Source organism: Chitinophaga sp. Ak27 (genome assembly GCF_012726295.1).
In the GTDB taxonomy this organism is placed as follows: domain Bacteria; phylum Bacteroidota; class Bacteroidia; order Chitinophagales; family Chitinophagaceae; genus Chitinophaga.
On record NZ_JABAOB010000001.1, the window covers coordinates 1877303 to 1901815 of the forward strand.

The following is a 24513-nucleotide window of genomic DNA, read 5'->3' on the forward strand; positions in this document are numbered from 1 at the left end:
ATAAATGTTAACGGTTGCTGCTCTTGTTCCTTAGCTGATGGATCTGTCGAGATGGGTGTAACCGCCATCTACATAAACTATTTGTCCGGTTGTATGAGATGAACGTGGCGACAGCAAAAACACGGTGGTGTTAGCGATTTCTGCTGAAGTGGTCATTCTTCTTTCGAATGGAATTTTGGCCGTGATGGATGCCAGCTTCTCCTGCGGGTTAGGTAAGGAATTGATCCATGTTTCATACAATGGCGTCCATACTTCGGCTGGAATCACGGTATTGATACGGATGGAATACGGCAGCATTTCTACCGCCCATTCACGGGTAAGTGCATTGATAGCGCCTTTGGAAGCCGCATAACCGCTGGTATTACCCTGACCAGTGGTGGCTACTTTAGAACCGATGTTTACAATATTTCCTTTGGTCGCTTTCAGGTAAGGCAATGCAAAATGAGCCAGGTTGTAGTAGTGGGATAAGTTATTTTGCAATGATTGCATAAATCGTTCCGGGCTACCGCTTTCCAGTCCTACGCCGTCGTTGGCGCCGGCATTGTTTACCAGTCCGTCTATTTTGCCATACTTAGCTACGGTTTCAGTGATTACTTTTCTGCAGTCGTCTACCAGTCCGAGCTCGGCGGTAACGGCGAGTGCCTTGCCACCAGCGGCGATGATGTCATTGACTGTTTTTTCATTGTCTGCCGTACTTCTGCCGGCAATTACTACAATACCTCCTTCAGCAGCTACCAGTTTAGATATGGCTTCTCCAATGCCTTTAGCGCCACCGGTAACTATTATCACTTTCTCCTGTAATCCTAAATCCATAGTGTGTATGATATTATTTTTTATAGATGATAAAATGAGCAGGCATTACCTCCCATTATTTGTTGTTGTTCTGATGTTGATAAGGTGCTGATAAAATCGGTGACGATATGTTTCACCTCATGGTATTGCGCTGCCAGCAGGCATACGGGCCAATCGGAGCCATATACCAGCCTGTTTGGGCCAAATGCTTCCAAAGCCACCTCCAGGAAGGGCCGGAAATGCGCCGGCTTCCACTGCTGCCAGTCGGCTTCAGTAACCAGTCCGCTCAACTTGCAGTATACATGTGGGGCCTGGGCGATGCGCCGCATTTGTGCCGCCCATTCTGCCAGTTCACCGGTCTTAACATACGGTTTGGCCAGGTGATCGATGATGAGCGCCTGGTCCGGAAACAGCTGTACAAATTCTTCTACGGCTGGTAACTGTTTTGGATATACGAGGATATCATAGGTGAACTGGTGTTGCGCTAATGCTTTGATACCACGGCAAAAATTTTCTCCCAGCAGGAAATTGAAATCCGGTTCTGCCTGTACAATATGACGGAAGCCTTTCAGCAGCGGGTAACCGGCATACTGTTGCAATTGCTCTTGGATGTTATCTGCCCGCAGGTCGATCCAGCCCACTACTCCCTTGATAAAGTCGTGCTTTTCGGCGAGCGACAGCAAAAAAGAAGTTTCTTCGGCCGATTGATCGGCCTGTACGGCTATACAGCCATGAACGCCATTATCTTCCAGCACCGGTATTAAATCTTCCGGTAAAAAATCGCGGCGGATTACCTCCATGGATTCATCTATCCAGGCATCCCGAACCGGCTGATACTGCCAGAAATGTTGGTGTGCGTCAATAACCATATGAGTATTGGTATGATACTCCCGTCCGCCGTTATGCACAGAGGACAGGAGCAGGTGGTATTACAATGCAAAAATTTGTTCCATGATCATCCACTTCTCGCCGTTTTTGGCTACCGGCAAGGATTGCTGGTATTTCCACATCAGGTCTTCCCACACTTTTACCGCGGGGTTGGCCGCATCCATGGCTGCTTTACGTTCAAAAGAAAAGGTATCATCTACTTCCATGATCATAAACAAACGGTTACCGATGCGGTAAATGTCCATGACCGTAATACCGGCATCCGTAATACTTTTCTTGATTTCGGCAGATACGTTGCGGTGATATGCTTCATATTCACTGATCAACTGCGGATCATCTACCAGGTCCAGTGCCAGACAATATCTTTTCATACCGGTTATTTATAAGCTACTGCTGTTTGTTTGGAAGTACCCAGGCCATCGATACCCAGTTCAATAACATCGCCTGCTTTCAGGTATACCTGTGGATTCATACCCAGGCCCACTCCTGCCGGTGTACCGGTAGAAATCATATCTCCCGGGAGCAGGGTCATAAACTGGCTAAGGTAAGACACCACGTATGGTACATTGAAGATGAAGTTGGAGGTGTTGCCATCCTGCATTTTCTGGCCATTAACGGTCAGCCATAAACGAAGATTATCTACATCGGCAATCTCATCTTTGGTAGCCAACCATGGGCCCAGGGGAGCAAACGTATCGCAGCTTTTTCCTTTCACCCATTGTCCGCCTCTTTCAATCTGGAAAGCCCGTTCGCTATAGTCGTTGTGGAGGCAGTAACCAGCTACATAATCCAGCGCATCTTTTTCTTCTACATAAGAAGCTTTTTTACCAATCACGACTACCAATTCCACTTCCCAGTCGGTTTTTTCACTGTTGCGGGGAATCACCAGGTTATCATTGGGGCCTACCAGTGCGCTAGTACTTTTGAAGAACACGATAGGTTCTGCGGGAATAGCAGCATTGGTTTCGCGGGCGTGGTCGGCATAGTTGAGACCAATGCAAATGATTTTAGAAGGGCGCTGGATAGGGGCTCCGAGGCGGGTGCCTGCAGGTACCTGCGGGCATTCGCCGGCGTGCTGGGCAAACCAGGCAGCCAGGCGCTCCAGTCCGTTGGTGGCAAAGAATTTCTCTCCGTAGTCTTCTCCAAATGCACTCACATCAAACATACCGGCATCTGTTACAAGGCCTGCTTTTTCTTCTCCCGGTAAACCGAACCTGATCAGTTTCATTTCAATATATTTTTTATTATGCTTACTTAATTTCTTTCAATGTTTTTACCTGCAACCGTCCATTTTCTACATGCAGATCAATCATCGGTTCTGCTTTGTTATCTTTTACAAAGGAGAAATACACATGATCTGGCTGGCCGGTTGGTTGGATCACACCTTTAGAGCCCTTGGGAACGGCCATAAACATGCTTTTTCTGATACCGCCAAATTCCACGTACAACTCCAGGCTATCCGGTGAAGCACTGGGCTTAATTTCTGCAATGAAATCGCCAATGATGTTGCCTGACTGGAAATTTTTCTTGTATTGCTGTACCATGTCGCTGCCGGCAGATACTTTACCCAGTCCCATGGTATTTTCCATATAGCCCCAGATACGTTCTGACGGAGAAGCAAACCATAATATCTTGAGATCATTTTTATCACTCACGGAGGCGTGATAATAACGTGGCTGGTGGTTAGCTTTCAATACGCCGATATAACAGCTGTTAGGCGCATCCCACAACACTTTGTACAGGTCGGCATCTGATACATCTTTTAAAATACTTTGTTCGAAGGTCTTTTCCTTGGTCTGACCATTCAGCTGAAAGTTGATGGTGACCAGCGCTGTATCTTTATCCCGGTTAGCAATACTAACCGCTATCTTTCCTGCGGGGGTAGCCGGTACTACAGCAGACGTATCTGCGCCGGGTTTACTGTTTGCAGATTGATTGCCGCTGTTACAGGCAGTAAATATGGCCAATGCGATTGCCAGACCTATCCGAAATTGTTGCATGATATAATTAAAAATTAATGAATGAATAAATCGAAAGATACGGGTAATCATCCGCACTTTGACACCTCATTCTATTAATTATTCAACCTGATAAAACCGCCATCAATTGGATAATCGGTACCGGTAATAAATCCTGCTTCATCAGAGCAGAGATATAAAGCCAGGTTACCTACTTCTACTGGTTTGGCCATGCGTCCGATAGGCTGTGTTTTACTCAGTTTTTCAAACATTTCCGCCTCTTTGCCGGGATAGTTTTTGGCAATAAACCCGTCTACAAACGGCGTATGCACCCTGGCGGGAGATATGCAGTTGCATCGGATATTGGCGCCCAGGTAATCTTTCGCTACCGATAATGTCAGCGTCAATACCGCCCCCTTACTCATGGAGTAGGCCAGCCGGTCTGGTATACCCACGCTGGAGGCAATGGAGGCCACGTTGAGGATGACCCCGCCGCCTTGCGCTTTCATCTGTTTAATCACTGCATACATGCAGTTATAAGTTCCTTTTACATTGACCTGGTATACCCTATCGAAGTCCTGTTCTGTAGTATTCTCCAAATTTCCCACATGTGCAATACCAGCGCAATTCACCAGGATATCCAGTTTTCCGGCTGTTTTCACAATACCGTCCATTACCCGGATCACTGCTGCCTGGTCGGCTACGTTGCAGGCATGTACAGTAGCCTGACCGCCTGCTGCCCTGATTTCCTCCGCTGTAGTCTTTCCACCATCTTCATTCAACTCCAGGATATGCACCTGTGCACCCTGCGCGCCAAATGTTTTCGCTATTGCCTGTCCTATGCCGCTACCACCACCTGTGATAACCGCCACTTTACTATCTAATCTGAACAGTTCCATCATTAAAAATTTTAAGGGTTCTAAAATACCTATTAATATAAGGCGATTACAATTGTATTTTCACTGTATTTCATACTTTCTTGCCTTATTTTCGCAAAATTCAATAATTCGGTGCGAATTTGGCGCTTTTTTGAGAATTTTAAGGACATGAGAATACGATTGCTATTACCACTGCTGGGCGCTATTACCGGCCAGGCAAACGCGCAGAAAATACCTGTTAACAAATACGGATTAGCGGTGCTCAACTCCCCGCAACAATACGAACAATTAGTAAAAAATGACAGCACCCAGCAGCTGGTAAACCTGGAGCATTATATCCCCGGTATCAAAAAGGATATCAGGTATGCCACCACGAATAACTTTACCAAACAACGCCTGTATACCCGGACCGATATCTACCTGCGACTACCCGCCGCCAAAGCGCTGAAAGCCGTTCAGGAAGCGTTACGAAAAAAAGGGTACGGGTTATTAATATATGATGCGTACCGCCCCTACCATGTAACGGAGGCCATGTTTAAAATAGTGCCCAACGACCTCTATGCCGCCGATCCCCGCAAAGGATCAGGGCACAACCGGGGCGTGGCCGTCGATCTCAGCATGGTAGACCTGAAAACCAATAAGCCGGTGGCCATGCCAACAGACTTCGATGATTTTACGTTGAAAGCACATGAAAACTATACGCCTGCCAACCCGGCGGTGGCTGCCAACCGCAAACTACTGCGGGATACCATGAAACAACATGGATTTAAGGGAAGTTCTACAGAATGGTGGCATTATTACCTGCCAGATTATAAAAAATATCCCCTGATGGATATCTTCTTTTAAGATCAACGGATAAAAACAGTGTCTATACGGTTGGGTATTCCCTTCCACTTCATATAATAAGTTCCGGCAGTACTGGGGGTAAATACAAAATTCTTGGTAACGGAGATCGGCTCGAGGATGCAGGCAATACAGGTATTCAGAACAGATTCCGCTCCAACAACAATAGTATCCTTATCTTTTGTTAATATAAATTTATTGATTGAATAACAACCATTAGGAACCCCACAGGTAACATCGAAAAAGGCGGCCCCCTGTTGTCCTGCTTCTCCCCTGCTGGTTCCTATATATCTGACACTGCCAATATCAATTTTGCCATAACGGGTGCAGTTATCACTATCTTTTTTACAGGCAGGGAATACCAATAATACTGTTAGTAGTATAAACGCTGTTCTCATCGGGTCGTATTATATATCTGTATAACGTGAACCCGCCATAAAAGTTACAGCAGAAAGCGGAAAGCAAAAAGCTATTATGGAGGATGATCCCAGCGAATATTTTAAAATCGCTTTAGTTATCCTCCTCCATAATAGCTTTTTGCTTTCCGCTTTCTGCCGCTTAATATATTTTATTCAAGGCATCTACATAAGCATGCACAGAAGCATTTACGATGTCGGTAGAAATACCAAAACCATAATACGACATGCCGTTATGTTTTACCCGCATATTAACTTTACTTACATCTTCGCTACCGCCGCGCATAGACTGAATATTGAATTCATCCAGTTCAATCTCATCTTTCACAATATTATGGATCGCGTTGATGGTAGCATTTACCGGGCCATTACCGGCTGCACTGGCTTCCCTTTCTTCCCCGTTAATTTTGAGTTTTACAGTGGCCATTGGGCGGAGCGGATCGCCGCATACCACCTGTAACAGGGTTACCTTAATCGCTTTATCATCGTAATTCTTTTCGTCGCCATCGCCCATGAGCTGTAACAGGTCGGCATCGCTGATCTCCTTTTTGGAATCGGCCAATACCAGGAAGCGTTGGTACACTTCATCTACGTTTACGATTTCGAGGTTATAGCCCAGGCGCTGCAGATGGTGCTTCAGGGCGTGCCGTCCGCTGCGGGCAGTGAGGATAATGGAGTTGGAGTTGATACCTACGTCTTCAGGATTCAGGATCTCGTAGTTTTCACGGTGTTTCAGTACTCCATCCTGGTGGATACCGGAGCTATGCGCGAAGGCATTGCGGCCTACAATCGCTTTATTAGGCTGCACCGGCATGTGCATCATCGTTTCCACGAGGTTACTGATTTCGTAGATACCTTTTGAGTTGATGTTGGTATGATATCCCAGCGCATGGTGCGTTTTCAGGATCATGGCTACTTCTTCGAGGGAAGTATTACCGGCACGTTCGCCGATGCCGTTAATGGTACATTCTACCTGGCGGGCGCCATTCATTACACCGGCAATGGTATTGGCAGTAGCCAATCCCAGGTCGTTGTGGCAGTGAACAGAGATAATCGCTTTATCGATATTGGACACATGATCTACCAGGTATTTGATTTTAGCGCCATATTGATCCGGGAGGCAGTACCCGTTGGTATCTGGTATATTTACGGTGGTGGCACCTGCTGCAATCACCGCTTCAATCATACGCGCCAGGTATTCGTTGTCGGCGCGGCCGGCATCTTCTGCATAAAATTCCACATCATCAGTAAACTTGCGGGCATACTTCACTGCGGCGACCGCGCGTTCCAGGATTTCGTCCCGGGTACTGTTGAATTTATACTTGATGTGCATATCGGAGGAACCGATGCCGGTGTGGATACGTCCGCGTTTAGCAAAACGCAACGCATCGGCGGCGGCGTCGATATCTTTGGTATTGGCACGGGTAAGAGCGCAGATAACGGGTTCCGATACTGCTTTGGATATTTCCACTACGCTCTGGAAATCACCAGGGCTGGAAATAGGGAAACCGGCTTCGATAATATCTACGCCTAAAGCTTCCAGTTTTTTCGCTACTTCAATTTTTTCTACAGTTGTCAGCTGACAGCCAGGGACTTGTTCTCCATCACGCAAGGTGGTATCAAAGACGTATACACGATTTTTATCCATGATAGGTGTAATAATTTTATTGAATGATTAATTCAGATTCTCTAATACTTTGGCACCCATTGCATCGGTGCCCATGATACAATCGTTAACCGTATGTTTGTTGGCAATATCCATTGTCCTAAAACCTTGTCTGAGTGTAGCTTCTACCGCTTTAATCACCCGTTGTGATTCGGTTTTCAGCCCAAAGGAAATATCCAGCAGCAGGGCAGCAGATAAGATAGATGCCAGCGGGTTGGCAATACCTTTACCGGCAATATCATGTGCAGAACCATGAATAGGCTCGTAGAAGCCAGTGCTGTCACCTACGGAAGCAGATGCCAGCATCCCCATGGAACCAGCTATCTGGGACGCTTCATCTGTGAGGATATCACCAAACAGGTTACCAGTTACCACTACATCAAAGCGTTTAGGGTCCTTGATCAGCTGCATAGCTGCATTATCAATAAACATATGTTCTGTTTCCACATCGGGATATTCTTTGGCCACTTCCTGTACTACTTCTCTCCAAAGGCGGCTGGCCTCCAGTACGTTTGCTTTATCTACAGAGCAAAGCTTTTTACGGCGGGTACGGGCAGCTTCATATGCTTTGCGGGCAATACGCTCTACTTCATAACGATGATAGATCATCAGGTCGGACGCGGTATTACGGTCGGCAGTCCTGATCTTTTCTCCGAAATATACATCCCCGGTCAGCTCCCGGAAGAAAAGGATATCCGCTCCGCGCAGAATTTCCGGTTTAATGCTGGAAGCTTCCAGCAATTCATCAAACAACTTTATCGGGCGAAGATTAGCATATAGTCCCAGTTCTTTCCTGATTTTCAGCAATCCCTGTTCTGGTCTTACTTTCAGTGTAGGATCGTTGTCGTATTTGGCATGACCGATAGCCCCGAAGAGGATGGCATCTGAACGCCTGGCCTTTTCCAACGTTTCGTCGGGAAGCGGGTTGCCGGTAGCTTCAATTGCTACATGCCCCATAATCCCTTCTTCGAAAGTGAAAGTGTGATGATAGTTTTGTGCAATCGCCATCAGCACTTTTTGTCCCCATGCCGTCACTTCCTGTCCGATCCCATCACCGGGTATTACTAATATTTTCTTCTCAACGCCCATAAAGCTTTATTTAGTTAGCTATTTTTTCGTTAGTATTTAACGGTTAGAAATTAAATGGTCTGGTGGTTTCGTATTGTTCGATTTCCTTGCGGAGACTGAGCAGGTAATCGATATCATCGTAACCGTTCATTAAACAGGTTTTTTTATACTGGTTAATGTCGAAGCTTTCTTTTTCGCCGGTAGCTACAATGCGGATAAACTGGTTTTCGAGATCTACTTCCAGCTCCGCTTTTGGATTGGCTGAAATGGCTTCAAATATTTTGTCGAGGAAAGCATCTGTTACCTGGATGGGCAGGATGAAGTTGTTGAGGGCGTTATTTTTGAAGATGTCTGCAAAAAAACTGCTCACTACCACTTTAAAACCTGCGTCGGCAATAGCCCAGGCTGCGTGCTCCCGGGAAGATCCACATCCGAAATTCTTTCCTGCTACCAGGATTTTACCGCTATAGAGCGGGTTGTTCATGACAAAGTCGGCCTTAGGTGTATTATCGGCTTCGTAACGCCAGTCGCGGAACAGGTTTTCCCCGAAGCCTTCCCGGGTGGTAGCCTTCAGGAATCGTGCCGGGATGATCTGGTCGGTATCTATATTTTCGATCGGTACAGGTACCGCAGGTGAAACGAGATGTTGGAATATTTTACTCATGGTGAATATTACATTTTAAATTTTTGTGGCAGCCACCCGTAAGCGGACATAATCGGCATACAGCGCGTTGTCTTTCGTCAGCTGCCCCGCTACTTCTTGCTGCACTTGCGCCAGTATGGCCATTTTATCGGTTTCCGGTACAGTGGCGAAGAAATGTTGCCCAAACATTTCGAGCCAATCACTGATGCCGGTTTCGGGGTTTACCAGTTTGGAAGGACGGTCAAAGAAGTGTACGCGGTCTACCCGGAACCCGGCTTTTTCCAGCAGGGTAGTATATTCTGCCGGGGAAGGGAAGTACCAGAAGGGCGCATAGCTATATCCTCTTTGCTGCATAGCCTTTTCCAGGGCGGCAAGTATACTTTCTACGTTGCCTTTCCCGCCCATTTCAATCGCCAGGCGGCCGCCCTTTTTCAGCTGGGCGTACATGCGGGCAATCGCTTTCTCTTTTTCCTGCACCCAATGCAGGGTGGCATTGGAAAAGATACCATCGAAAGCCGTTGGCAGCACGAAAGTCGTGGCATCGGCTACCTCAAAGTGGATGTCCGGGAAATGCGCACGGGCGCTTTGAATCATGGCGGCGGAGGCATCTATGCCTGTTACTTCCGCGCCGCATTGTGCCAGTTGCGCCGTCAGCTCGCCGGTACCACAGCCCAGGTCCAAGATTTGTTCTCCAGCCTGGGGTTGCAGCCAGTCGATCAGACTGTTGCCATATTCAAATACAAAGGCATGTTTCTCCTTATATAATTCAGCGTTCCATTGATCTGCCATCGTTGTTGCTTTTATAATAATTCCCTTACGTCTGCTACTTTGCCGGTAATGGCCGCTGCTGCTGCGGTGAGCGGGCTGGCCAGGAAGGTGCGGGCATTAGGCCCCTGACGACCTTCGAAATTACGGTTAGAAGTAGAGATGCAATACATACCGGCAGGCACTTTGTCTTCGTTCATGGCCAAGCAGGCGGAACATCCGGGTTCGCGCAGCTGGAAGCCTGCCTCCGCAAAGACTTTGTCGATGCCTTCTTCTTTTGCCTGTGCTTCTACCTGTTTGGAGCCGGGTACAATCCATACCACCACGTCGTCGGCTTTGTGTTTGCCTTTCACGAAATCGGCCACCAGCCGCAAGTCTTCGATGCGGGAGTTGGTGCAGCTGCCAATGAATACGTAGTCTACTTTTTTACCCAGCAGTTCAGCGCCGGGTTGCAGGTCCATGTATTCGAGGGATTTTTTGAAAGAAGGCCTTTCCTTTTCTTCCAGTTGCTCCAGGGCAGGGATATGGCGGGTAATGCCCATGCCCATACCTGGATTGGTGCCGTAGGTAATCTGCGGTTCTATATCTGCGGCGTCGAAGGTGAGCACTTTGTCGAAAGTGGCGTCTGCATCGGAGTACAGGGTTTTCCAATATTCCAGGGCTTTATCCCAGTCGGCGCCTTTGGGAGCAAACTCCCTGCCTTTGATATAATCGAATGTGGTGCTGTCCGGAGCAATGAGTCCGCCGCGCGCTCCCATCTCTATACTCATATTACAGATGGTCATACGGGCTTCCATGCTCAGGTTGCGGATAGCCTCTCCGGCATATTCCACAAAGTAACCGGTAGCACCGGAAGCGGATATTTTGGAGATGATATACAGAATGATGTCTTTCGAGAGTACGCCTTTGCCCAGTTGTCCATTCACTTCGATCTTCATGCGCTTAGGCTTGTATTGCAGGATACACTGGGTAGCCAGTACCTGCTCTACTTCGGAGGTGCCAATGCCAAAGGCAACGGCGCCAAAAGCACCGTGGGTGCTGGTGTGGCTGTCGCCGCAAACGATGGTCATCCCTGGCAGGGTAATGCCCAGCTCGGGACCTATCACGTGCACAATACCCTGGTAGCGGTGACCTAAACCATACAGCTCTACGCCGTATTCACTGGTATTTTTGGTCAGCATTTCTACCTGGTGGCGGCTCAAAGCCTCTTTGATGGGCTGATCCTGGTGTAAGGTAGGTACGTTGTGGTCGGCGGTGGCCCTGGTTTTGGCCGGACGAAATACCGGGATGCCACGCTTACGTAATCCATCAAATGCCTGGGGGCTGGTTACCTCGTGGATAAAGTGTGTATTGATGTACACGGCATCGGGATGCCCCGGCTTGCTCGCCACAATGTGACTGTCCCAGATTTTATCAAATAACGTTTTTCCCATCCTTTTGCTTCCTTTTAGAATTGTTTATACCTTCAAATCTAATGGTCATTAATAAATGCCATATTGCTAAATTTGCTTTAATTACAACCTTTAACAGCACTTGATACACATTAAAACATTGTTTATCAGTAACTTACAAGATTTTAATAACGATGCCCAACAGTCAAAGTGATGCCTTATTCATATTAATAAAAACACTCACAAAAGCCGAAAAACGTAATTTTCAGCTGGCGTTCAATAAAAACAATACCAAGGAAGACGTCTTATTCATCCAACTTTTTACCACGTTGGACAAAATGAAGGAATATGACGAGGAGCAGATACTGAAGAAAATCACCGATATCAAGAAACAGCAGCTGTCGAATGTAAAGGCGCATCTTTACAAACACCTGTTATCCAGTTTAAGACAATTATACAAGCAGAAAGATCCGCTGATCGACCTCCGGGAGCAGCTGGACCATGCGCGGGTGCTGTACAACAAAGGGTTGTATAACCAGAGCCTGAAAATACTGTCCAAAGCCAAGTCCATGGCCATGGAGCAGGAAGAAGTAATGCTGACTTACGAAATTGTAGAGTTTGAGAAACTGATTGAATCGCGTCATATTACCCGCAGCCTGGAAAACCGGGCGGAAGTGCTCAGCAGCGAGTCCCGGCAGATCGAGCAACAGCTTACCAATATCAGCCGCCTCTCCACCTTGTCGCTCCGCATGTATGGGCTGTACCTCAAACTCGGCCATGCCCGCAATGAACGGGATGGGGAAATGGTGAAGTCCTTTTTTGAAAGCCAGCTGCCGGCCCTCCAGCATGCGCATATGAGCTTTTACGAAAAAGTATATATGTACCAGGCCTCCAGCTGGTACTACTATATCCTGCAGGATTTCCTGATGTATTACCGTTATACGCAGAAATGGGTGGACCTGTTCCGTAAATACCCTTCCCTGCAGCAAACCGATATGGACCTGTACATCAAAGCGCAGCATAACCTGCTCACCGCCCATTTTTATACTTCCAATTTCGAAAAATTCAAAGCGGCATTGCAGGACCTGGAAGATTTTATACAGGCCAACCAGGATAATTTTCATGAGAATACCCGCACCTCGGCTTTCGTATACCTGTATACCGCCAAAATCAACCGTTACTTCCTGGAAGGCACCTTCAGCCAGGGCTTGGCAATGGTGCCAGAACTGGAAACAGAGATCAGTAAACATACGCTGAAAATAGACCAGCACCGGGTGCTGGTGTTTTACTATAAGATAGCCTGTTTATACTTTGGTAGCGGAGATAACAGCAAAGCCATTGTTTATCTCAATAAAATCATTAACCTGAAGATAGGTAACCTGCGGGCCGATATCCAATGCTTCGCCCGTATCCTGCACCTGATCGCGCATTACGAGCTGGAAAACTACAGCCTGGTAGAATACCTGATTAAATCGGTGTATCACTTCATTTCCAAACACAAAGACCTTGGCCTGGTGATGGAAGAAATTATGAAATTCCTGCGCCGGTATATCTATGCCAATCCGAAAGCGTTGCGCAATGCCTTTGCCGACCTGAAAGACAGGCTGGAACAGATTTCACAGGATCCGTATGAACGCCGTTCCTTCCTGTACCTGGACATCATTTCCTGGCTGGAAAGTAAAATTGAAGGCATCCCTGTGCAGGAAGTTATCCACCGTAAGTTTGTGAATAAAGAGAAACGCATATAAATGTATATATTCGTCGGCCAAAATGATGAGCATATGTCTGACGAAAAACACTATTACTTTGTCGCCATTTCCGGGAGTTTACGCAAGGGTTCCTACAATACGATGGCCTTAAAAGCCCTGCAGCAGCTGGCGCCCTCGCACATTCACATTGAGCAGGTACATTACGATAATATCCCGCTGTATAATGCCGATCTGCACACCGAGCAGTTGCCCGAGCAGGTAGTACCATTGGTGAAGAAAATAAAAGAGTCGGATGGGGTAATCATTATATCGCCTGAATATAATTACTCCGTGCCTGGTGCATTGAAAAACGCGATAGACGTGGTTTCCCGGCATCCTGATAAACCCTTCAGTGAAAAAGCCGTGGCTATTATGGGTGCTTCACAGGGACAAATCGGTACGGCCCGCATGCAGTATCATCTGCGCCAGGTAATGGTTTTCCTCAATGCTTATATTATCAACAAACCGGAAATTATGATTGCACATGCGCAACATAAATTTGACGAGGCCGGTAATTTAACCGACGAGTTCCTCATTAAACAATTCCCGTTGCTGCTGGAGTCGCTGGCTAAGCTGAGCGATAAGATGAAGTCATGATTCCGGTGGAATATAAGGCTCGTACGAACGATATTTTTTAAAGAAAATGATGGCCGATGCTGCCTGTAACAACAGGATAGCCGGCCATTCATAATGTCCGAGGATCATGAACAATACGATGAAGGAGGTGAGCATCGTATATCTCACATGAATTTCCGGATTCATTTTCGAAAAATATAACAGGCAGCGGAATAAGATGAGCAGCGACAGCGCTGTACAAAAGACGGTGATGAGCCCTCCTATGGGAGTTTTCGTATAGCCGTTAACTGCAAGCATCACCATTTCCGGTAAAAACATAATTACATATACGCCTATAAGCCGGGCATAATGGTTGATCAGGCGTATAGGCAGGTTTTCCATGAAGTGGAGATACGTATCATCAAAGGCGCGATGATGTACCATCAGCTGCATATGAATCATGACGCTTACCATCACTCCTATCTGCAATCCACGCAGGTCAAAATATTCCCCTCGCTCCATAATCAGGAAAGTAAGCCACAGTACGCCGGCAGAAAATAATTTAGTGCTGACGATGCGGCGCGGGAAATTGGTGAACAGCTCATACAGGAAGAAAAGTACCGGCGGTTTGGTAAAGTGCCGGTTGAGCCAGCGTTGCAGGTGGCCGGTAAAAAAAAGAATATCTGGTTGTGCCAGTTTCCGTTCATATAACCTCAACGGCCAAACGCAGTTGGCTATATTCAATACCACGATCAGGGCTGCGGGCACATAATACTGGTATTGTACCGCCACGATGAGGGCGATGCCCGCATATACCAGCACCGGCATATAGATGGCGGTATGCAGCAGCAGCCATAACCGTATGCGTGCCGGTTTGCTGACACTGCCCATGGTAGGAAAAAGGAAATCGTATCCCTGCAGCTGGAATGTTTTCAGGATAAATCCTACACATTTGAGTGCGTACGATGTCCATAGCAGCATGACAAGGAGCAGGAACGAGTAGTTTCCCAGGAAGCCGAGCATCAGCGCTTTGTGATAGGCGATCAGGTTGGCGCCGTTGACTACGCCGAAGAGCAGGTAAAACAGTACCAGGAAAAAGCCCGTATTCTGAATATAGAATCGTTGCGTGAATATCTTACTGAGTATAGCCGATGTGGTACGCATATTAACTGAGCGTAATATTTTTATGAGCTACTTTCAGTGTGCCCGTGACCGTTAATTCTTCCTCGTCCAGTGCCTGGTGGGAAGTAATGCAAAAAGAAACGCCTTTGGCGCTATAGGTGCGAATGAGGTCGTATAGTACCATCAGTGCGCGGGTATCGATGGTGATGAGGGGTTCATCGAGCAGGATGAGGGCGGGGGTGCCGGTAAAGGCCAGGAGCAGGGACAGCTTTTTCAGCATGCCGCTGGAGTAGCTGCTTACCGGGTTATTCACATAGATATCCACACCCATTCTTTCACTGATATCCTGTATCTCTTCCCGGTCGCCCCCTTTGGTATTGAGGTACAGCTCGAGCAGGTCGCGCCCTGTAAGGAAAGACGGGTATAACGGCTCCGCTTCGGCGTAGTTGATCAAGCGGCGGAACTGTACCGGGTGCTGGCGACTGCTCACATTTCCCTGCAGGAGGATTTCGCCTTTGAAGGGAATGAGCCCGGCCATTACTTTCATACAGGTGGTTTTGCCGGCGCCATTTTCGCCCTGCAGCCAGTAGATGCCCTTTGAGAGCTCCAATCGGGGGATATCCAGGATAGGAACATCCTGGTAATTTTTCTTAACCGCATGAAGGGCGATAACCGGGTCGGACATATGTGTATATCTTAAAGGTGTAAATATGAAAAATTAACGCATATATATCTATAAGGGGAAGTCTTTTTAACAAAAATTTTTTCGGGCTTTTTTCCTATTGAAGGTCATGGATTTAGCCGTAAAGGAAAAAAAATTGTCATATATCTATTCTTTTTTACACCACTTTTTCACATGCAAATGATATTGCATATGCGAGGTATACAAAAACCGTGAAACATGCTACATCACTGCGTTCCGATAATGTTCCCACTGTTTTTCCACACCTGTTGAAAACTATATCTTCCATCCCTTAACCGGATGCTTACATTTGTAATCCTGAGCGTATGGATTTTTAGGATGCAGAGATGTTGAAATATGAATGGTGGCAGAGGAAGCGTGTAGATGTCAGTATGCTGACCCCAATCAGAAAAACCAAAAACCTTTCGACAGTACCCATATAAATAATTAACGATGAGTAACGAGAATGAAATTCTTCTAAGAGAGAACAAGGAGCGTTTTGTGTTATTGCCGATCAAATTCCCGAAAATCTGGGAGCAATACAAAAAGCATGAAGCCAGTTTCTGGACAGCCGAGGAAATAGATTTGAGTAGTGACCTGAAAGATTGGGCCTCCCTGAATGATGGGGAGCGTCATTTTATATCGCATGTACTGGCCTTCTTTGCCGCCAGCGACGGTATCGTAAATGAAAACCTGGCAGTCAATTTTATGAGTGAGGTACAGATCCCGGAGGCCCGTTGTTTTTACGGTTTCCAGATCATGATGGAAAACATTCACTCTGAAACATATGCTTTGTTGATCGACACTTATGTGAAAGATCCGGCAGAAAAAGACCGTTTATTCCACGCCATCGACACCGTTCCCGCAGTGAAAAAGAAAGCCGAATGGGCATTGCGCTGGATTGAGAACGGTACGTTTGCAGAGCGCCTGGTAGCCTTTGCCGCCGTAGAAGGAATTTTCTTCAGTGGTAGCTTCTGCTCTATTTTCTGGTTAAAGAAAAGAGGACTGATGCCCGGACTTACCTTCTCTAACGAGCTGATCAGCCGTGACGAAGGTCTGCATTGCGAATTCGCCTGCCTATTGTACAGCATGCTGGAAAACAAACTGAGTGAAGAACAGGTACATACCATCATCCGTGATGCCGTATCCTATGAAAAAGAATTTATTACGGAAGCCCTGCCAGTTGGTTTGATCGGAATGAACGCCGAACTGATGTCGCAATACATCGAGTTTGTGGCCGACAGATGGATCGCTGAACTGGGCTATCGCAAGATATTTAATGCGGCTAACCCATTTGACTTCATGGAAATGATTTCATTACAGGGTAAGACCAACTTCTTTGAGAAACGTGTGGGAGATTATCAAAAATCAGGTGTAATGGGCGGCAGCAAGGAAGCTCAGACCTTCAGCCTGGAAGAAGACTTCTAGTAGGAATGGCCCTGCGCAACACAGGGCAGCGAACAAAATTCATATTTACTAACCTCTTTGGCTGTTGGCAAACGGCTGACAGTTAAAACCTAAATTCACAAACCCATGTTCGTAATCAAAAGAGATGGAAGAAAAGAAGCAGTAAAATTTGACAAAATTACTGCGCGTATTGAAAAACTGTGTTACGGTTTCAATACAGAATATGTTGATGCGATAGATGTAGCAAAGAAAGTGATACAAGGTTTGTATGATGGGGTCACCACCAGCGAACTGGATAATCTCGCCGCCGAAACTGCGGCCTCCCTCACCACGAAACACCCGGATTACGCCCTGCTGGCTTCCCGCATCGCAGTAAGTAACCTGCATAAAAATACCATCAAGTCGTTTTCCAAAACGATGAAGAAACTGTATGAGTACATTGATCCTAAAACCGGTAAATCAGCCGCCTTGCTATCTGATGACGTGTGGGAGATCATTAGAAAAAATGCAGATATCCTGGATTCCAGCATCATCTACGATCGCGACTTTGCCTATGACTACTTCGGCTTCAAAACCCTCGAACGCTCTTACCTGCTGAAAACAGACGGTAAAGTACAGGAACGCCCGCAACATATGCTGATGCGTGTAGCCGTAGGTATCCACAAAGACGATATTGACGCTGCCATCAAAACATATAACCTGATGAGCGAGCGCTGGTTTACACACGCCACGCCTACCCTCTTCAACGCAGGTACGCCTAAACCACAGATGTCTTCCTGCTTTCTGCTCACCATGCAGGACGACAGCATTGAAGGTATCTACGATACCCTGAAACAAACGGCTAAGATTTCCCAAAGCGCCGGCGGTATCGGTTTAAGCATTCATAACATCCGCGCTACCGGTTCATATATCAGCGGTACCAACGGCACTTCCAACGGTATCATTCCCATGCTGCGCGTATTCAACGATACCGCACGCTATGTAGACCAAGGCGGTGGTAAACGTAAAGGCGCCTTCGCTATTTACCTGGAACCCTGGCATGCCGACATCTTTGAATTCCTGGATCTGCGCAAGAACCACGGTAAAGAAGAAATGCGCGCCCGCGACCTGTTTTACGCCCTCTGGATGCCCGACCTGTTCATGAAACGTGTAGAATCCAATGGCGACTGGGCGTTGTTCTGTCCACATGAAGCGCCAGGACTGCACGACTGCTGGGGTGAAACCTTTGAAGCCCTCTACGAGCAATACGAAAGAGAAGGCCGTGCCCGCAAAACCGTGAAAGCACAAGACCTCTGGTTTGCTATCCTGGATGCACAGATCGAAACCGGTAATCCTTACCTGCTGTATAAAGATGCGGCCAACCGCAAATCCAACCAGCAGAACCTGGGTACCATCAAGAGTTCCAACCTCTGTACAGAAATCATCGAGTATACTTCCTCCGACGAAGTAGCCGTATGTAACCTGGCTTCCCTGGCCCTGCCACGCTTCGTTATTGACGGTAAATTTGATCACGAAAAATTATACGAGGTAACCTACCAGGCTACCCTCAACCTGAATAAAATCATTGACCACAATTACTACCCGGTAGAAGAGGCCAGACGCAGCAACATGCGCCACCGCCCCGTTGGTCTGGGTGTACAGGGTCTCGCCGATGCGTTTATCCTGATGCGTTATCCGTTTGAAAGCGACGAAGCTAAAAAGCTGAACAGCGAAATATTTGAAACCATCTACTTCGCTTCCCTTTCTGCTTCCCACGAACTGGCCAAGAAAGACGGCGCTTACGAAACATTCCCAGGCTCACCAGCCTCCAAAGGCATTCTGCAGTTCGACATGTGGGGCGTAACACCTTCTTCCCGCTGGAACTGGGCTGCCCTGAAAGAGTCGATCGTAAAAGACGGCATCCGTAACTCCCTGTTACTGGCGCCAATGCCTACCGCTTCTACCTCCCAGATCCTGGGGAACAACGAGTGCTTTGAGCCATACACTTCCAACATCTACACCCGCCGTGTACTCAGTGGAGAATTTGTAGTGGTAAACAAACACCTGCTGAAAGACCTGGTAGAACTGGGCCTGTGGGATAATGACATGAAGACTAAAATTATTTCGCACAATGGCTCTATACAGAACATTGCCGAAATACCAGCCAATATCAAAGAACTGTACAAAACAGTTTGGGAAATTAAGCAACGTAACCTGATTGACATGGCCGCCGACCGCGGTGCGTTCATCTGCCAGTCACAGTCACTGAACCTGTTCGTAGACACCCCTACCACCGGTAAACTGACTTCCATGCACTTCTATGCCTGGAAGAAAGGACTGAAAACAGGTATGTATTACCTGCGTACACAAGCAGCTGCCCAGGCGGTACAATTTACCGTGGAAAAACAAGGCGGTCAGCAAATTCAACCTGTGGTGGCAGCCGGCAGCGGTGGCAACCAGGAAGAAGAAATTATTGTGGGCGCGGTATGTACCATGGAAGAAGGTTGCGTTACCTGCAGCGCATAAGGGTTTATGTAAGTATAAATGCAAATCCCCACCGCTACAGCGGTGGGGATTTTTTTGTGGTATCACACCTTGTGATACCACCTGTTTGAAGGAATGCAACCAACCACCATACTCCGTTGTTATTAAATACAAAACACTCTCCTTATGAAAAGCAAGTACTTACTCCTGCTATTGCTCATAGCAATTATAAGCAGCTGTCAACAAAACACTAATAGCAACAATAACCTCCAACAAAAGGTGGACTCCTTACAGAAAGTATTACAACAATATACCGACGATGCAGCCCTCACCCAACAAAGACTGCAACGATTCGACACCCTCGACTTTGACTTCTACAGCCACCAGCAATGGGATTCCTTAAGTGTCAGCCACGCGCAGGATATTGTAGTCACCTACCCCGATGGTAGCCAAACTAAAGGGCTCCCCGATCATATCAAACAACTGGAACCACTCTTTACCTTTGCGCCCGACACCAAAATCAAAGAACACCCCGTTAGATTTGGTTCCGGCGACTGGACCTGCGTAATAGGGGTAATGACTGGCACTTTCAGTAAGCCTATGCCTGTGGGAGATGGGAAAACGATAGCACCTACCGGTAAGTCATTCCACTTATCGATGTGTACAGTAGGCCACTGGGAGCATGGTAAAATGAAGGAAGAAATGTTGTTTTGGGATAATGCGTCGATGATGAAGCAGATTGGATTGGGGAAATAATTTATTGCGAGGTCCATCCGCCATCAACCGGCAAAGCAGTACCTGTAATAAAGGATGCATTATCTGAGCAAAGCCATACTACCGCTGCTGCTACTTCAGCGGGATCTCCCATGCGCCCTATTGGTTCCATATCCTGGAACTGTTGCTCCGCACGCTTATCTTTTCCGGTAAAACGATCTATCATAGGCGTTCTGATCACACCTGGGCATACGGCATTTACCCGGATGCCAGATTTTGCATATTCCAGGGCGGCGGTTTTTGTCAGCCCCACCACACCATGTTTACTGGCTACGTATGCAGGGAGTGTGGGAAAACCTATCAATCCCGCAACAGATGCACAATTAACTATAACACCGCTACCCTGCTGTAACATGTAAGACAGCTCATATTTCATACACAACCAGACACCAGTAAGATTTACAGCCAATGTCCTTTCCCAATTTTCCAATGTACATTCCCGCGTAGCGGCAGCGGTACCCTCAATACCTGCATTATTGAATGCAAAGTCCAATCTGCCATATGTGCTAACGGTTTTGTCAATCAACGCAGTAACATCAGCGGGTTTACTCACATCACATTTTACAAATATTGCCTTACCGCCTTCCGCTCTTATCTGTAATAATGTTTCTTGTTTTGTATCTTCTACACAGTCTGCGATCACTACCGACGCACCAAGTTTTGCAAAAGCTATCGCTGTTGCGCGGCCTATCCCAAAACTTCCTCCCGTAACAATAGCCACTTTATTATTGAATGTAGCTTCCATATTCGAAAATTTTCGAGTTTGATAAAATATCTCGCTGTTTCAAGTTAGGTACTACTTGCGCGGGCAAAAATGACTATCATCATTATTAATACTGATTTCGATCATCAGGAAGCCGTCGAAATGCTGGCTTGGAAGTATCGTTATTGGAGAGCGCATAGCCCGTTCACTATGCAGAACATTAGCCAGCATTAACACGCCATGTTCAGTAAAAACATACGGAAGAGAGCCACCAAGGTGCTTTTTGGATGGTATCGCATTTTGCGATACCATGCCTCCCACCTCTTCATCCGTCAACTGGAACATAAAGTTTTCAGGGAACCTGACCATATTACGTTTTACCTGTTCCCTTAACCGTATTGACTTTACATCATACAACTCTGCAAGATCACGGTCTAACATTACCTTATGGCCTCTGATGTAATAGATTTCACTGATCAATACTTCATCAGGTAAAACCATTTCGTTTCTTTCTTTACTCATGATTAAAATATAAGATTATAGTAAATACTTCTTATAGCGGGTGGTAGCGGGTTACAGCCTCCTGTAAGCCATCCAGCACATTCTGTTTATATGCTTCTGTAGAACTTACGTATTTATGACCTGCCAGGTATTGCACCTTCCTAAGATCATGCTCTTTTAACCAGCGGATAATAACACTGGTCCTGATCTGATCAAGATTCTTTATCCTCCCGTTGATCTGCCGTAGCTGCTTTAATAACATATGAGTAACCCCATAAAAATTCCGACCACCATCACGCTGTACAAAAAGCTGATCTGTAACTATTCCTTCCGGTAAAAGCTGTTTCCTTACTTCATACAGGTAGTCCATTATCTCATACACCTGGAAGCTCTCTAACGTCATATTCCTGGCCGCAGTTCTTCGTTTGGCATGTATCATAATCTTACCTTCCCGTAACTGTAAATCAGGTACTTTTAATGCTGCCACTTCTTCCACACGTAAACCCTGATACACCAACAGCCCCACTATTACCCTGTTACGACGTCTGGACAAAATGTTCAACTCCCGCGGTGGTACCATCTTTCCGGGTTCATGAGTGATATTAGTAGTATAATTCTGATACAGTTCTTCCAGTGATGCAGGACTTAAAATATCATAATAAGAACGGCGTTTAATGCCCTGTATCTTGATGCTGCTGGCGGGGTTATCTTTAATGCCGACCACTATACCCAACAAACAGGGCATCCTGTTTCCCGTTGATAAAATAAGGACGCGCACCATACAGGTACTGTTCCAGGTAGGTAAGCCCCTGACGGGTAAGCGGAACAAAACGTTCCTGATGACCTTTGCCTTTACATACATGCAACAGGGAGTTATGGAAGTGTATATCACCGGTATCAAGATGATAACCTTCGTTCCTTCTTAACCCGCAACCATAGAACACGGCCAGCATGGCACGATCACGCATTTGCATGGTTTCATAAAACTGGCTGCCCTTATCATGTTTACGGGATTCATAGGGTTGGTAGGTAGTTTCAAAAAGTAGTTTTATTTCCTCCTGGGTTAACACATCTGTGATGATGCCTTCTCCGCTCTCTGTGCGTATATCCAGCTTGGGAAGCAGTAGCCTGCCGCTTTGCCGCAGGTAGTCCCCGAACTTCTGTAACGCCTGTAAATGTTTATTTAGATAGCTATTACTTAACCCGCCACCCCGGCGCTGATTAGACCGACCCTTTAATTTATAATAATGATCTTTAAACAGGTGTATATCCAACTGATGTAACCCTTGCTTTCAGCGTAATACAGGAACTCCTGTACATGGCTGGGCAACTGGTAAACAGTTTGCCCATTGTAAACAAGTGTACCTAACCATTCGCCGTAACTTTGGACAATATAACGGTAGGCCTCACTTTTTAAGTCAAGCTGTTTCATGACAATAAATTTTTGTGTGCGGTATGTTTGCTTCGTATAACGTGAGCCGTTAGGCTAACTGCTTCTTTTTCTTACGTTTATCCGGCTCACTGATCTGATGGGCTGCTGGTGAGCTATTGAGCCCTTCTGTCACTTCATCCAGTAGTAACAATACGTTGCTGTAACTGCTGGTATTCTTCATAACTCAATACTTCATAGTGATATGCTTTAGTGTAGCGGTTTTCCACCTGCCGTATGTAGCCCACCTGTAACAAGGCGGTATGATGGCGTTTTACCGTACTTAACGGAACACGCAGCACATTACGGATACTACTATTGGTAAAAGTCCTTTCACCACTGCTTTCCAGGTACTTTTTAAGCTGCTCAAAATATTGACGGGTAGCACCGCTCAGCTCATCGCTTTTACGCAACAGTATGCCTTTCATCAGCTCATTGGCCTGCCTTATATCATCTATGGTTGTTTCAATATAACATTCGCCTGTTAGCGGGTCCGCCTGTAACTCCCTCTGGTATTGCTTATAAAAGGTAATCACTTCTATAAAGGCAAGGTAATGCACATTGGTACGGCGCTGTTTAAAAACCTCCTTCGGTATCTTTAACAGCTCTGCGTAAGGATTACGGACGGCTACCGGTTTTAATATACGTTGCACATTCTGTAACAACTGGCGGGCCTGTTGTTCGGCAGTACCGTTTACCTTACCTGCACTTAGTTTCCGCTGATAATCCATGATGCGATCATCCTGCTCTATGCTTTCATCCAGGTATAACAGGAAGCAGTGCCGCCTCAGGAGTTACATTCTTAATATTATCTGTTATCCCCACTAAATTACTCTGCGCAGAGGTGGAGGTAAACAAACACAACAAAAGAGGGGAAATAAATAATCAAAAGGGCAAAGAACATTGCCTAAATGTAGGGAAACACTTACTAAACATATTGTATAGGATATAAAATGACTCAGCTGCTAGCTGGTGTTAACTATTCATTTTAAAATATATTGGTTGACGCTAGTGAAATACAAGTACAGAGAATTAATTGTCAAAAATCGGGATTATAGTTCACTGATTAACGTTACCTTATGAAGGTAAGCGAAACATTTAAATAAAAAAAAATTATACTTTTAAAGGATATAGCTCCCCTACTTCTGCTCCTCCTCCAATTCCTCTCCCCTAAACCCCCACTCTTCCAACAAACTATTATACTGCGCATCCGGCAATCCTTGTTGCTGATAATGCCCCGCCAGTGTTTTCTGGCGCATGGCTTCATAAATACTCACGGCACATGCAACGGAAATATTTAACGAACGGATAATACCCATTTGCGGAATAATGAAGTTGCCATCGGCCAGGGCGCGGGCTTCCTCGCTAACTCCATTTTGTTCATTCCCAAAAACCAGGGCTATAGAACCGGTAAAATCGATGTCATAAAGACTCTTTGCATCGGCAGCCAGGTGGGTGGTTAATATTTTATCGTATTGACGGCGTAGCGCCGCAAAACACTCGGCGGCATTATCAAAATCATGGATGGTGAGCCATTGTTTGGCGCTGCTGCTGCTCCGGTGTCCCCAGTTCTTCCTGCGGGGTTCCCGGGAAGTGATAATATAAACGTCCTGTATGCCCACGGCATCGCAGGTACGCATCACGGCCGACACATTATGAGGATCTTGTACATCCTCCAACACGACTGTTAAATTTGCCTGCCGCCTGTTTAAAACCGACAGTAGCCTTTCCCTTCTTTCTGGTGTCATATGCTGCTATTATGGCGCAAAAGTACAAAATAGCCCAGAGATGGTATTTACACCCCTATTTCCTGCTTTCCAC

26 protein-coding genes are annotated in these 24513 nt (G+C 46.5%); 6 read left to right on the forward strand and 20 right to left on the reverse strand.

The features are described 5' to 3' along the window. Positions 1-30: 30 nt before the first annotated feature. The 6 genes from HGH90_RS07390 to HGH90_RS07415 all read right to left on the reverse strand — a co-directional run bounded on the left by HGH90_RS07390 (position 31) and on the right by HGH90_RS07415 (position 4540). Complete coding sequence (locus HGH90_RS07390) at positions 31-813, reverse strand: SDR family oxidoreductase (protein WP_168762289.1); 783 nt, start codon at positions 811-813, stop codon at positions 31-33. A 20-nt stretch (positions 814-833) separates the two neighbouring features. Beyond that, positions 834-1661: an amidohydrolase family protein gene (locus tag HGH90_RS07395; RefSeq protein ID WP_169190739.1), complete on the reverse strand. Its 828-nt coding sequence runs from the start codon at positions 1659-1661 to the stop codon at positions 834-836. Positions 1662-1721: 60 nt separating this feature from the next. Beyond that, positions 1722-2051, reverse strand: coding sequence for an L-rhamnose mutarotase (locus HGH90_RS07400; protein ID WP_145671464.1), 330 nt, complete (start codon positions 2049-2051; stop codon positions 1722-1724). Positions 2052-2056: 5 nt separating this feature from the next. Continuing rightward, complete coding sequence (locus tag HGH90_RS07405; protein ID WP_168762287.1) at positions 2057-2908, reverse strand: fumarylacetoacetate hydrolase family protein; 852 nt, start codon at positions 2906-2908, stop codon at positions 2057-2059. Between the two features lie 22 nt (positions 2909-2930). Further along, positions 2931-3680 (reverse strand): hypothetical protein, encoded by a 750-nt coding sequence (locus tag HGH90_RS07410; RefSeq protein ID WP_168762286.1) that lies wholly within the window; start codon positions 3678-3680, stop codon positions 2931-2933. A gap of 74 nt (positions 3681-3754) precedes the next feature. Continuing rightward, on the reverse strand, positions 3755-4540 hold the full coding sequence (locus tag HGH90_RS07415) for an SDR family NAD(P)-dependent oxidoreductase (protein ID WP_248276972.1): 786 nt from the start codon (positions 4538-4540) through the stop codon (positions 3755-3757). Positions 4541-4684: 144 nt separating this feature from the next. On the opposite strand from HGH90_RS07415, the gene HGH90_RS07420 reads away from it, so the two are divergent. After that, positions 4685-5362 (forward strand): M15 family metallopeptidase, encoded by a 678-nt coding sequence (locus tag HGH90_RS07420; RefSeq protein ID WP_168762285.1) that lies wholly within the window; start codon positions 4685-4687, stop codon positions 5360-5362. 2 nt (positions 5363-5364) lie between these two features. On the opposite strand, the gene HGH90_RS07425 is transcribed toward HGH90_RS07420, so the two are convergent. The 6 genes from HGH90_RS07425 to leuC all read right to left on the reverse strand — a co-directional run bounded on the left by HGH90_RS07425 (position 5365) and on the right by leuC (position 11350). Beyond that, a complete protein-coding gene (locus HGH90_RS07425; RefSeq protein WP_168762284.1) occupies positions 5365-5757 on the reverse strand; it encodes a hypothetical protein in 393 nt (130 codons plus the stop codon). Between the two features lie 160 nt (positions 5758-5917). After that, positions 5918-7423 (reverse strand): 2-isopropylmalate synthase, encoded by a 1506-nt coding sequence (locus HGH90_RS07430; protein WP_169190740.1) that lies wholly within the window; start codon positions 7421-7423, stop codon positions 5918-5920. Between the two features lie 27 nt (positions 7424-7450). Next, a complete protein-coding gene (gene leuB, locus HGH90_RS07435) occupies positions 7451-8530 on the reverse strand; it encodes a 3-isopropylmalate dehydrogenase (protein ID WP_168739482.1) in 1080 nt (359 codons plus the stop codon). Positions 8531-8573: 43 nt separating this feature from the next. Continuing rightward, on the reverse strand, positions 8574-9173 hold the full coding sequence (gene leuD / locus HGH90_RS07440; protein WP_168762282.1) for a 3-isopropylmalate dehydratase small subunit: 600 nt from the start codon (positions 9171-9173) through the stop codon (positions 8574-8576). Between the two features lie 15 nt (positions 9174-9188). Continuing rightward, complete coding sequence (locus HGH90_RS07445; protein WP_169190741.1) at positions 9189-9941, reverse strand: class I SAM-dependent methyltransferase; 753 nt, start codon at positions 9939-9941, stop codon at positions 9189-9191. 11 nt (positions 9942-9952) lie between these two features. Next, positions 9953-11350 carry a 3-isopropylmalate dehydratase large subunit gene (gene leuC, locus HGH90_RS07450; protein ID WP_169190742.1) on the reverse strand — a complete coding sequence of 466 codons (1398 nt, stop codon included), beginning with the start codon at positions 11348-11350 and terminating at the stop codon, positions 9953-9955. 152 nt (positions 11351-11502) lie between these two features. Here leuC and HGH90_RS07455 point away from each other — a divergent pair, with 152 nt between their 5' ends. After that, positions 11503-13056, forward strand: coding sequence for a hypothetical protein (locus HGH90_RS07455; RefSeq protein ID WP_168762279.1), 1554 nt, complete (start codon positions 11503-11505; stop codon positions 13054-13056). Between the two features lie 33 nt (positions 13057-13089). Further along, a complete protein-coding gene (locus HGH90_RS07460) occupies positions 13090-13653 on the forward strand; it encodes an NADPH-dependent FMN reductase (protein ID WP_211092856.1) in 564 nt (187 codons plus the stop codon). On the opposite strand, the gene HGH90_RS07465 is transcribed toward HGH90_RS07460, so the two are convergent. Both HGH90_RS07465 and HGH90_RS07470 read right to left on the reverse strand, forming a co-directional pair. After that, positions 13648-14775, reverse strand: coding sequence for a hypothetical protein (locus tag HGH90_RS07465; protein ID WP_169190743.1), 1128 nt, complete (start codon positions 14773-14775; stop codon positions 13648-13650). The two genes, HGH90_RS07460 and HGH90_RS07465, sit on opposite strands and share 6 nt — an antisense overlap. Position 14776: 1 nt before the next feature. Beyond that, the gene (locus tag HGH90_RS07470) at positions 14777-15418 is read right to left on the reverse strand and encodes an ATP-binding cassette domain-containing protein (RefSeq protein WP_169190744.1); all 642 of its coding nucleotides are present in this window, start codon (positions 15416-15418) and stop codon (positions 14777-14779) included. A gap of 450 nt (positions 15419-15868) precedes the next feature. On the opposite strand from HGH90_RS07470, the gene HGH90_RS07475 reads away from it, so the two are divergent. From HGH90_RS07475 to HGH90_RS07485, 3 genes are all read left to right on the forward strand, one after another. Continuing rightward, positions 15869-16843, forward strand: coding sequence for a ribonucleoside-diphosphate reductase small subunit (locus HGH90_RS07475; protein ID WP_168762275.1), 975 nt, complete (start codon positions 15869-15871; stop codon positions 16841-16843). A gap of 105 nt (positions 16844-16948) precedes the next feature. Continuing rightward, complete coding sequence (locus HGH90_RS07480; protein WP_168762274.1) at positions 16949-19327, forward strand: ribonucleoside-diphosphate reductase subunit alpha; 2379 nt, start codon at positions 16949-16951, stop codon at positions 19325-19327. Positions 19328-19471: 144 nt separating this feature from the next. Then, complete coding sequence (locus tag HGH90_RS07485) at positions 19472-20041, forward strand: ester cyclase (protein WP_168762273.1); 570 nt, start codon at positions 19472-19474, stop codon at positions 20039-20041. A 1-nt stretch (position 20042) separates the two neighbouring features. Here the strand turns inward: HGH90_RS07485 and HGH90_RS07490 are convergent, their stop codons facing one another. From HGH90_RS07490 to HGH90_RS07515, 6 genes are all read right to left on the reverse strand, one after another. After that, on the reverse strand, positions 20043-20804 hold the full coding sequence (locus HGH90_RS07490; protein WP_168762272.1) for an SDR family oxidoreductase: 762 nt from the start codon (positions 20802-20804) through the stop codon (positions 20043-20045). Between the two features lie 51 nt (positions 20805-20855). Next, on the reverse strand, positions 20856-21284 hold the full coding sequence (locus HGH90_RS07495; RefSeq protein WP_169190745.1) for an ORF6N domain-containing protein: 429 nt from the start codon (positions 21282-21284) through the stop codon (positions 20856-20858). Positions 21285-21315: 31 nt separating this feature from the next. Continuing rightward, positions 21316-22008: a site-specific integrase gene (locus HGH90_RS07500; protein WP_169190746.1), complete on the reverse strand. Its 693-nt coding sequence runs from the start codon at positions 22006-22008 to the stop codon at positions 21316-21318. Next, complete coding sequence (locus tag HGH90_RS07505) at positions 21974-22537, reverse strand: tyrosine-type recombinase/integrase (RefSeq protein ID WP_169190747.1); 564 nt, start codon at positions 22535-22537, stop codon at positions 21974-21976. The genes HGH90_RS07500 and HGH90_RS07505 overlap by 35 nt, the downstream gene beginning before the upstream one ends. A 292-nt stretch (positions 22538-22829) precedes the next feature. Then, the gene (locus HGH90_RS07510) at positions 22830-23423 is read right to left on the reverse strand and encodes a hypothetical protein (RefSeq protein ID WP_169190748.1); all 594 of its coding nucleotides are present in this window, start codon (positions 23421-23423) and stop codon (positions 22830-22832) included. Between the two features lie 408 nt (positions 23424-23831). Then, positions 23832-24440 (reverse strand): TrmH family RNA methyltransferase, encoded by a 609-nt coding sequence (locus HGH90_RS07515; protein ID WP_168762267.1) that lies wholly within the window; start codon positions 24438-24440, stop codon positions 23832-23834. Between the last annotated feature and the right edge of the window lie 73 nt (positions 24441-24513).

Coding starts and splice junctions, on each gene's coding strand:
- HGH90_RS07395 (WP_169190739.1), bottom strand. CDS start 1,661: ATGGTTATTGACGCACACCAACATTTCTGGCAGTATCAGCCGGTTCGG.
- HGH90_RS07410 (WP_168762286.1), bottom strand. CDS start 3,680: ATGCAACAATTTCGGATAGGTCTGGCAATCGCATTGGCCATATTTACT.
- HGH90_RS07485 (WP_168762273.1), top strand. CDS start 19,472: ATGAAAAGCAAGTACTTACTCCTGCTATTGCTCATAGCAATTATAAGC.
- HGH90_RS07445 (WP_169190741.1), bottom strand. CDS start 9,941: ATGGCAGATCAATGGAACGCTGAATTATATAAGGAGAAACATGCCTTT.
- HGH90_RS07415 (WP_248276972.1), bottom strand. CDS start 4,540: ATGATGGAACTGTTCAGATTAGATAGTAAAGTGGCGGTTATCACAGGT.
- HGH90_RS07475 (WP_168762275.1), top strand. CDS start 15,869: ATGAGTAACGAGAATGAAATTCTTCTAAGAGAGAACAAGGAGCGTTTT.
- HGH90_RS07425 (WP_168762284.1), bottom strand. CDS start 5,757: ATGAGAACAGCGTTTATACTACTAACAGTATTATTGGTATTCCCTGCC.
- HGH90_RS07470 (WP_169190744.1), bottom strand. CDS start 15,418: ATGTCCGACCCGGTTATCGCCCTTCATGCGGTTAAGAAAAATTACCAG.
- HGH90_RS07430 (WP_169190740.1), bottom strand. CDS start 7,423: ATGGATAAAAATCGTGTATACGTCTTTGATACCACCTTGCGTGATGGA.
- HGH90_RS07500 (WP_169190746.1), bottom strand. CDS start 22,008: ATGCCCTGTTTGTTGGGTATAGTGGTCGGCATTAAAGATAACCCCGCC.
- HGH90_RS07390 (WP_168762289.1), bottom strand. CDS start 813: ATGGATTTAGGATTACAGGAGAAAGTGATAATAGTTACCGGTGGCGCT.
- leuC (WP_169190742.1), bottom strand. CDS start 11,350: ATGGGAAAAACGTTATTTGATAAAATCTGGGACAGTCACATTGTGGCG.
- HGH90_RS07480 (WP_168762274.1), top strand. CDS start 16,949: ATGTTCGTAATCAAAAGAGATGGAAGAAAAGAAGCAGTAAAATTTGAC.
- HGH90_RS07420 (WP_168762285.1), top strand. CDS start 4,685: ATGAGAATACGATTGCTATTACCACTGCTGGGCGCTATTACCGGCCAG.
- HGH90_RS07495 (WP_169190745.1), bottom strand. CDS start 21,284: ATGAGTAAAGAAAGAAACGAAATGGTTTTACCTGATGAAGTATTGATC.
- HGH90_RS07405 (WP_168762287.1), bottom strand. CDS start 2,908: ATGAAACTGATCAGGTTCGGTTTACCGGGAGAAGAAAAAGCAGGCCTT.
- HGH90_RS07465 (WP_169190743.1), bottom strand. CDS start 14,775: ATGCGTACCACATCGGCTATACTCAGTAAGATATTCACGCAACGATTC.
- leuB (WP_168739482.1), bottom strand. CDS start 8,530: ATGGGCGTTGAGAAGAAAATATTAGTAATACCCGGTGATGGGATCGGA.
- leuD (WP_168762282.1), bottom strand. CDS start 9,173: ATGAGTAAAATATTCCAACATCTCGTTTCACCTGCGGTACCTGTACCG.
- HGH90_RS07490 (WP_168762272.1), bottom strand. CDS start 20,804: ATGGAAGCTACATTCAATAATAAAGTGGCTATTGTTACGGGAGGAAGT.
- HGH90_RS07460 (WP_211092856.1), top strand. CDS start 13,090: ATGTCTGACGAAAAACACTATTACTTTGTCGCCATTTCCGGGAGTTTA.
- HGH90_RS07510 (WP_169190748.1), bottom strand. CDS start 23,423: ATGGATTATCAGCGGAAACTAAGTGCAGGTAAGGTAAACGGTACTGCC.
- HGH90_RS07400 (WP_145671464.1), bottom strand. CDS start 2,051: ATGAAAAGATATTGTCTGGCACTGGACCTGGTAGATGATCCGCAGTTG.
- HGH90_RS07455 (WP_168762279.1), top strand. CDS start 11,503: ATGCCCAACAGTCAAAGTGATGCCTTATTCATATTAATAAAAACACTC.
- HGH90_RS07515 (WP_168762267.1), bottom strand. CDS start 24,440: ATGACACCAGAAAGAAGGGAAAGGCTACTGTCGGTTTTAAACAGGCGG.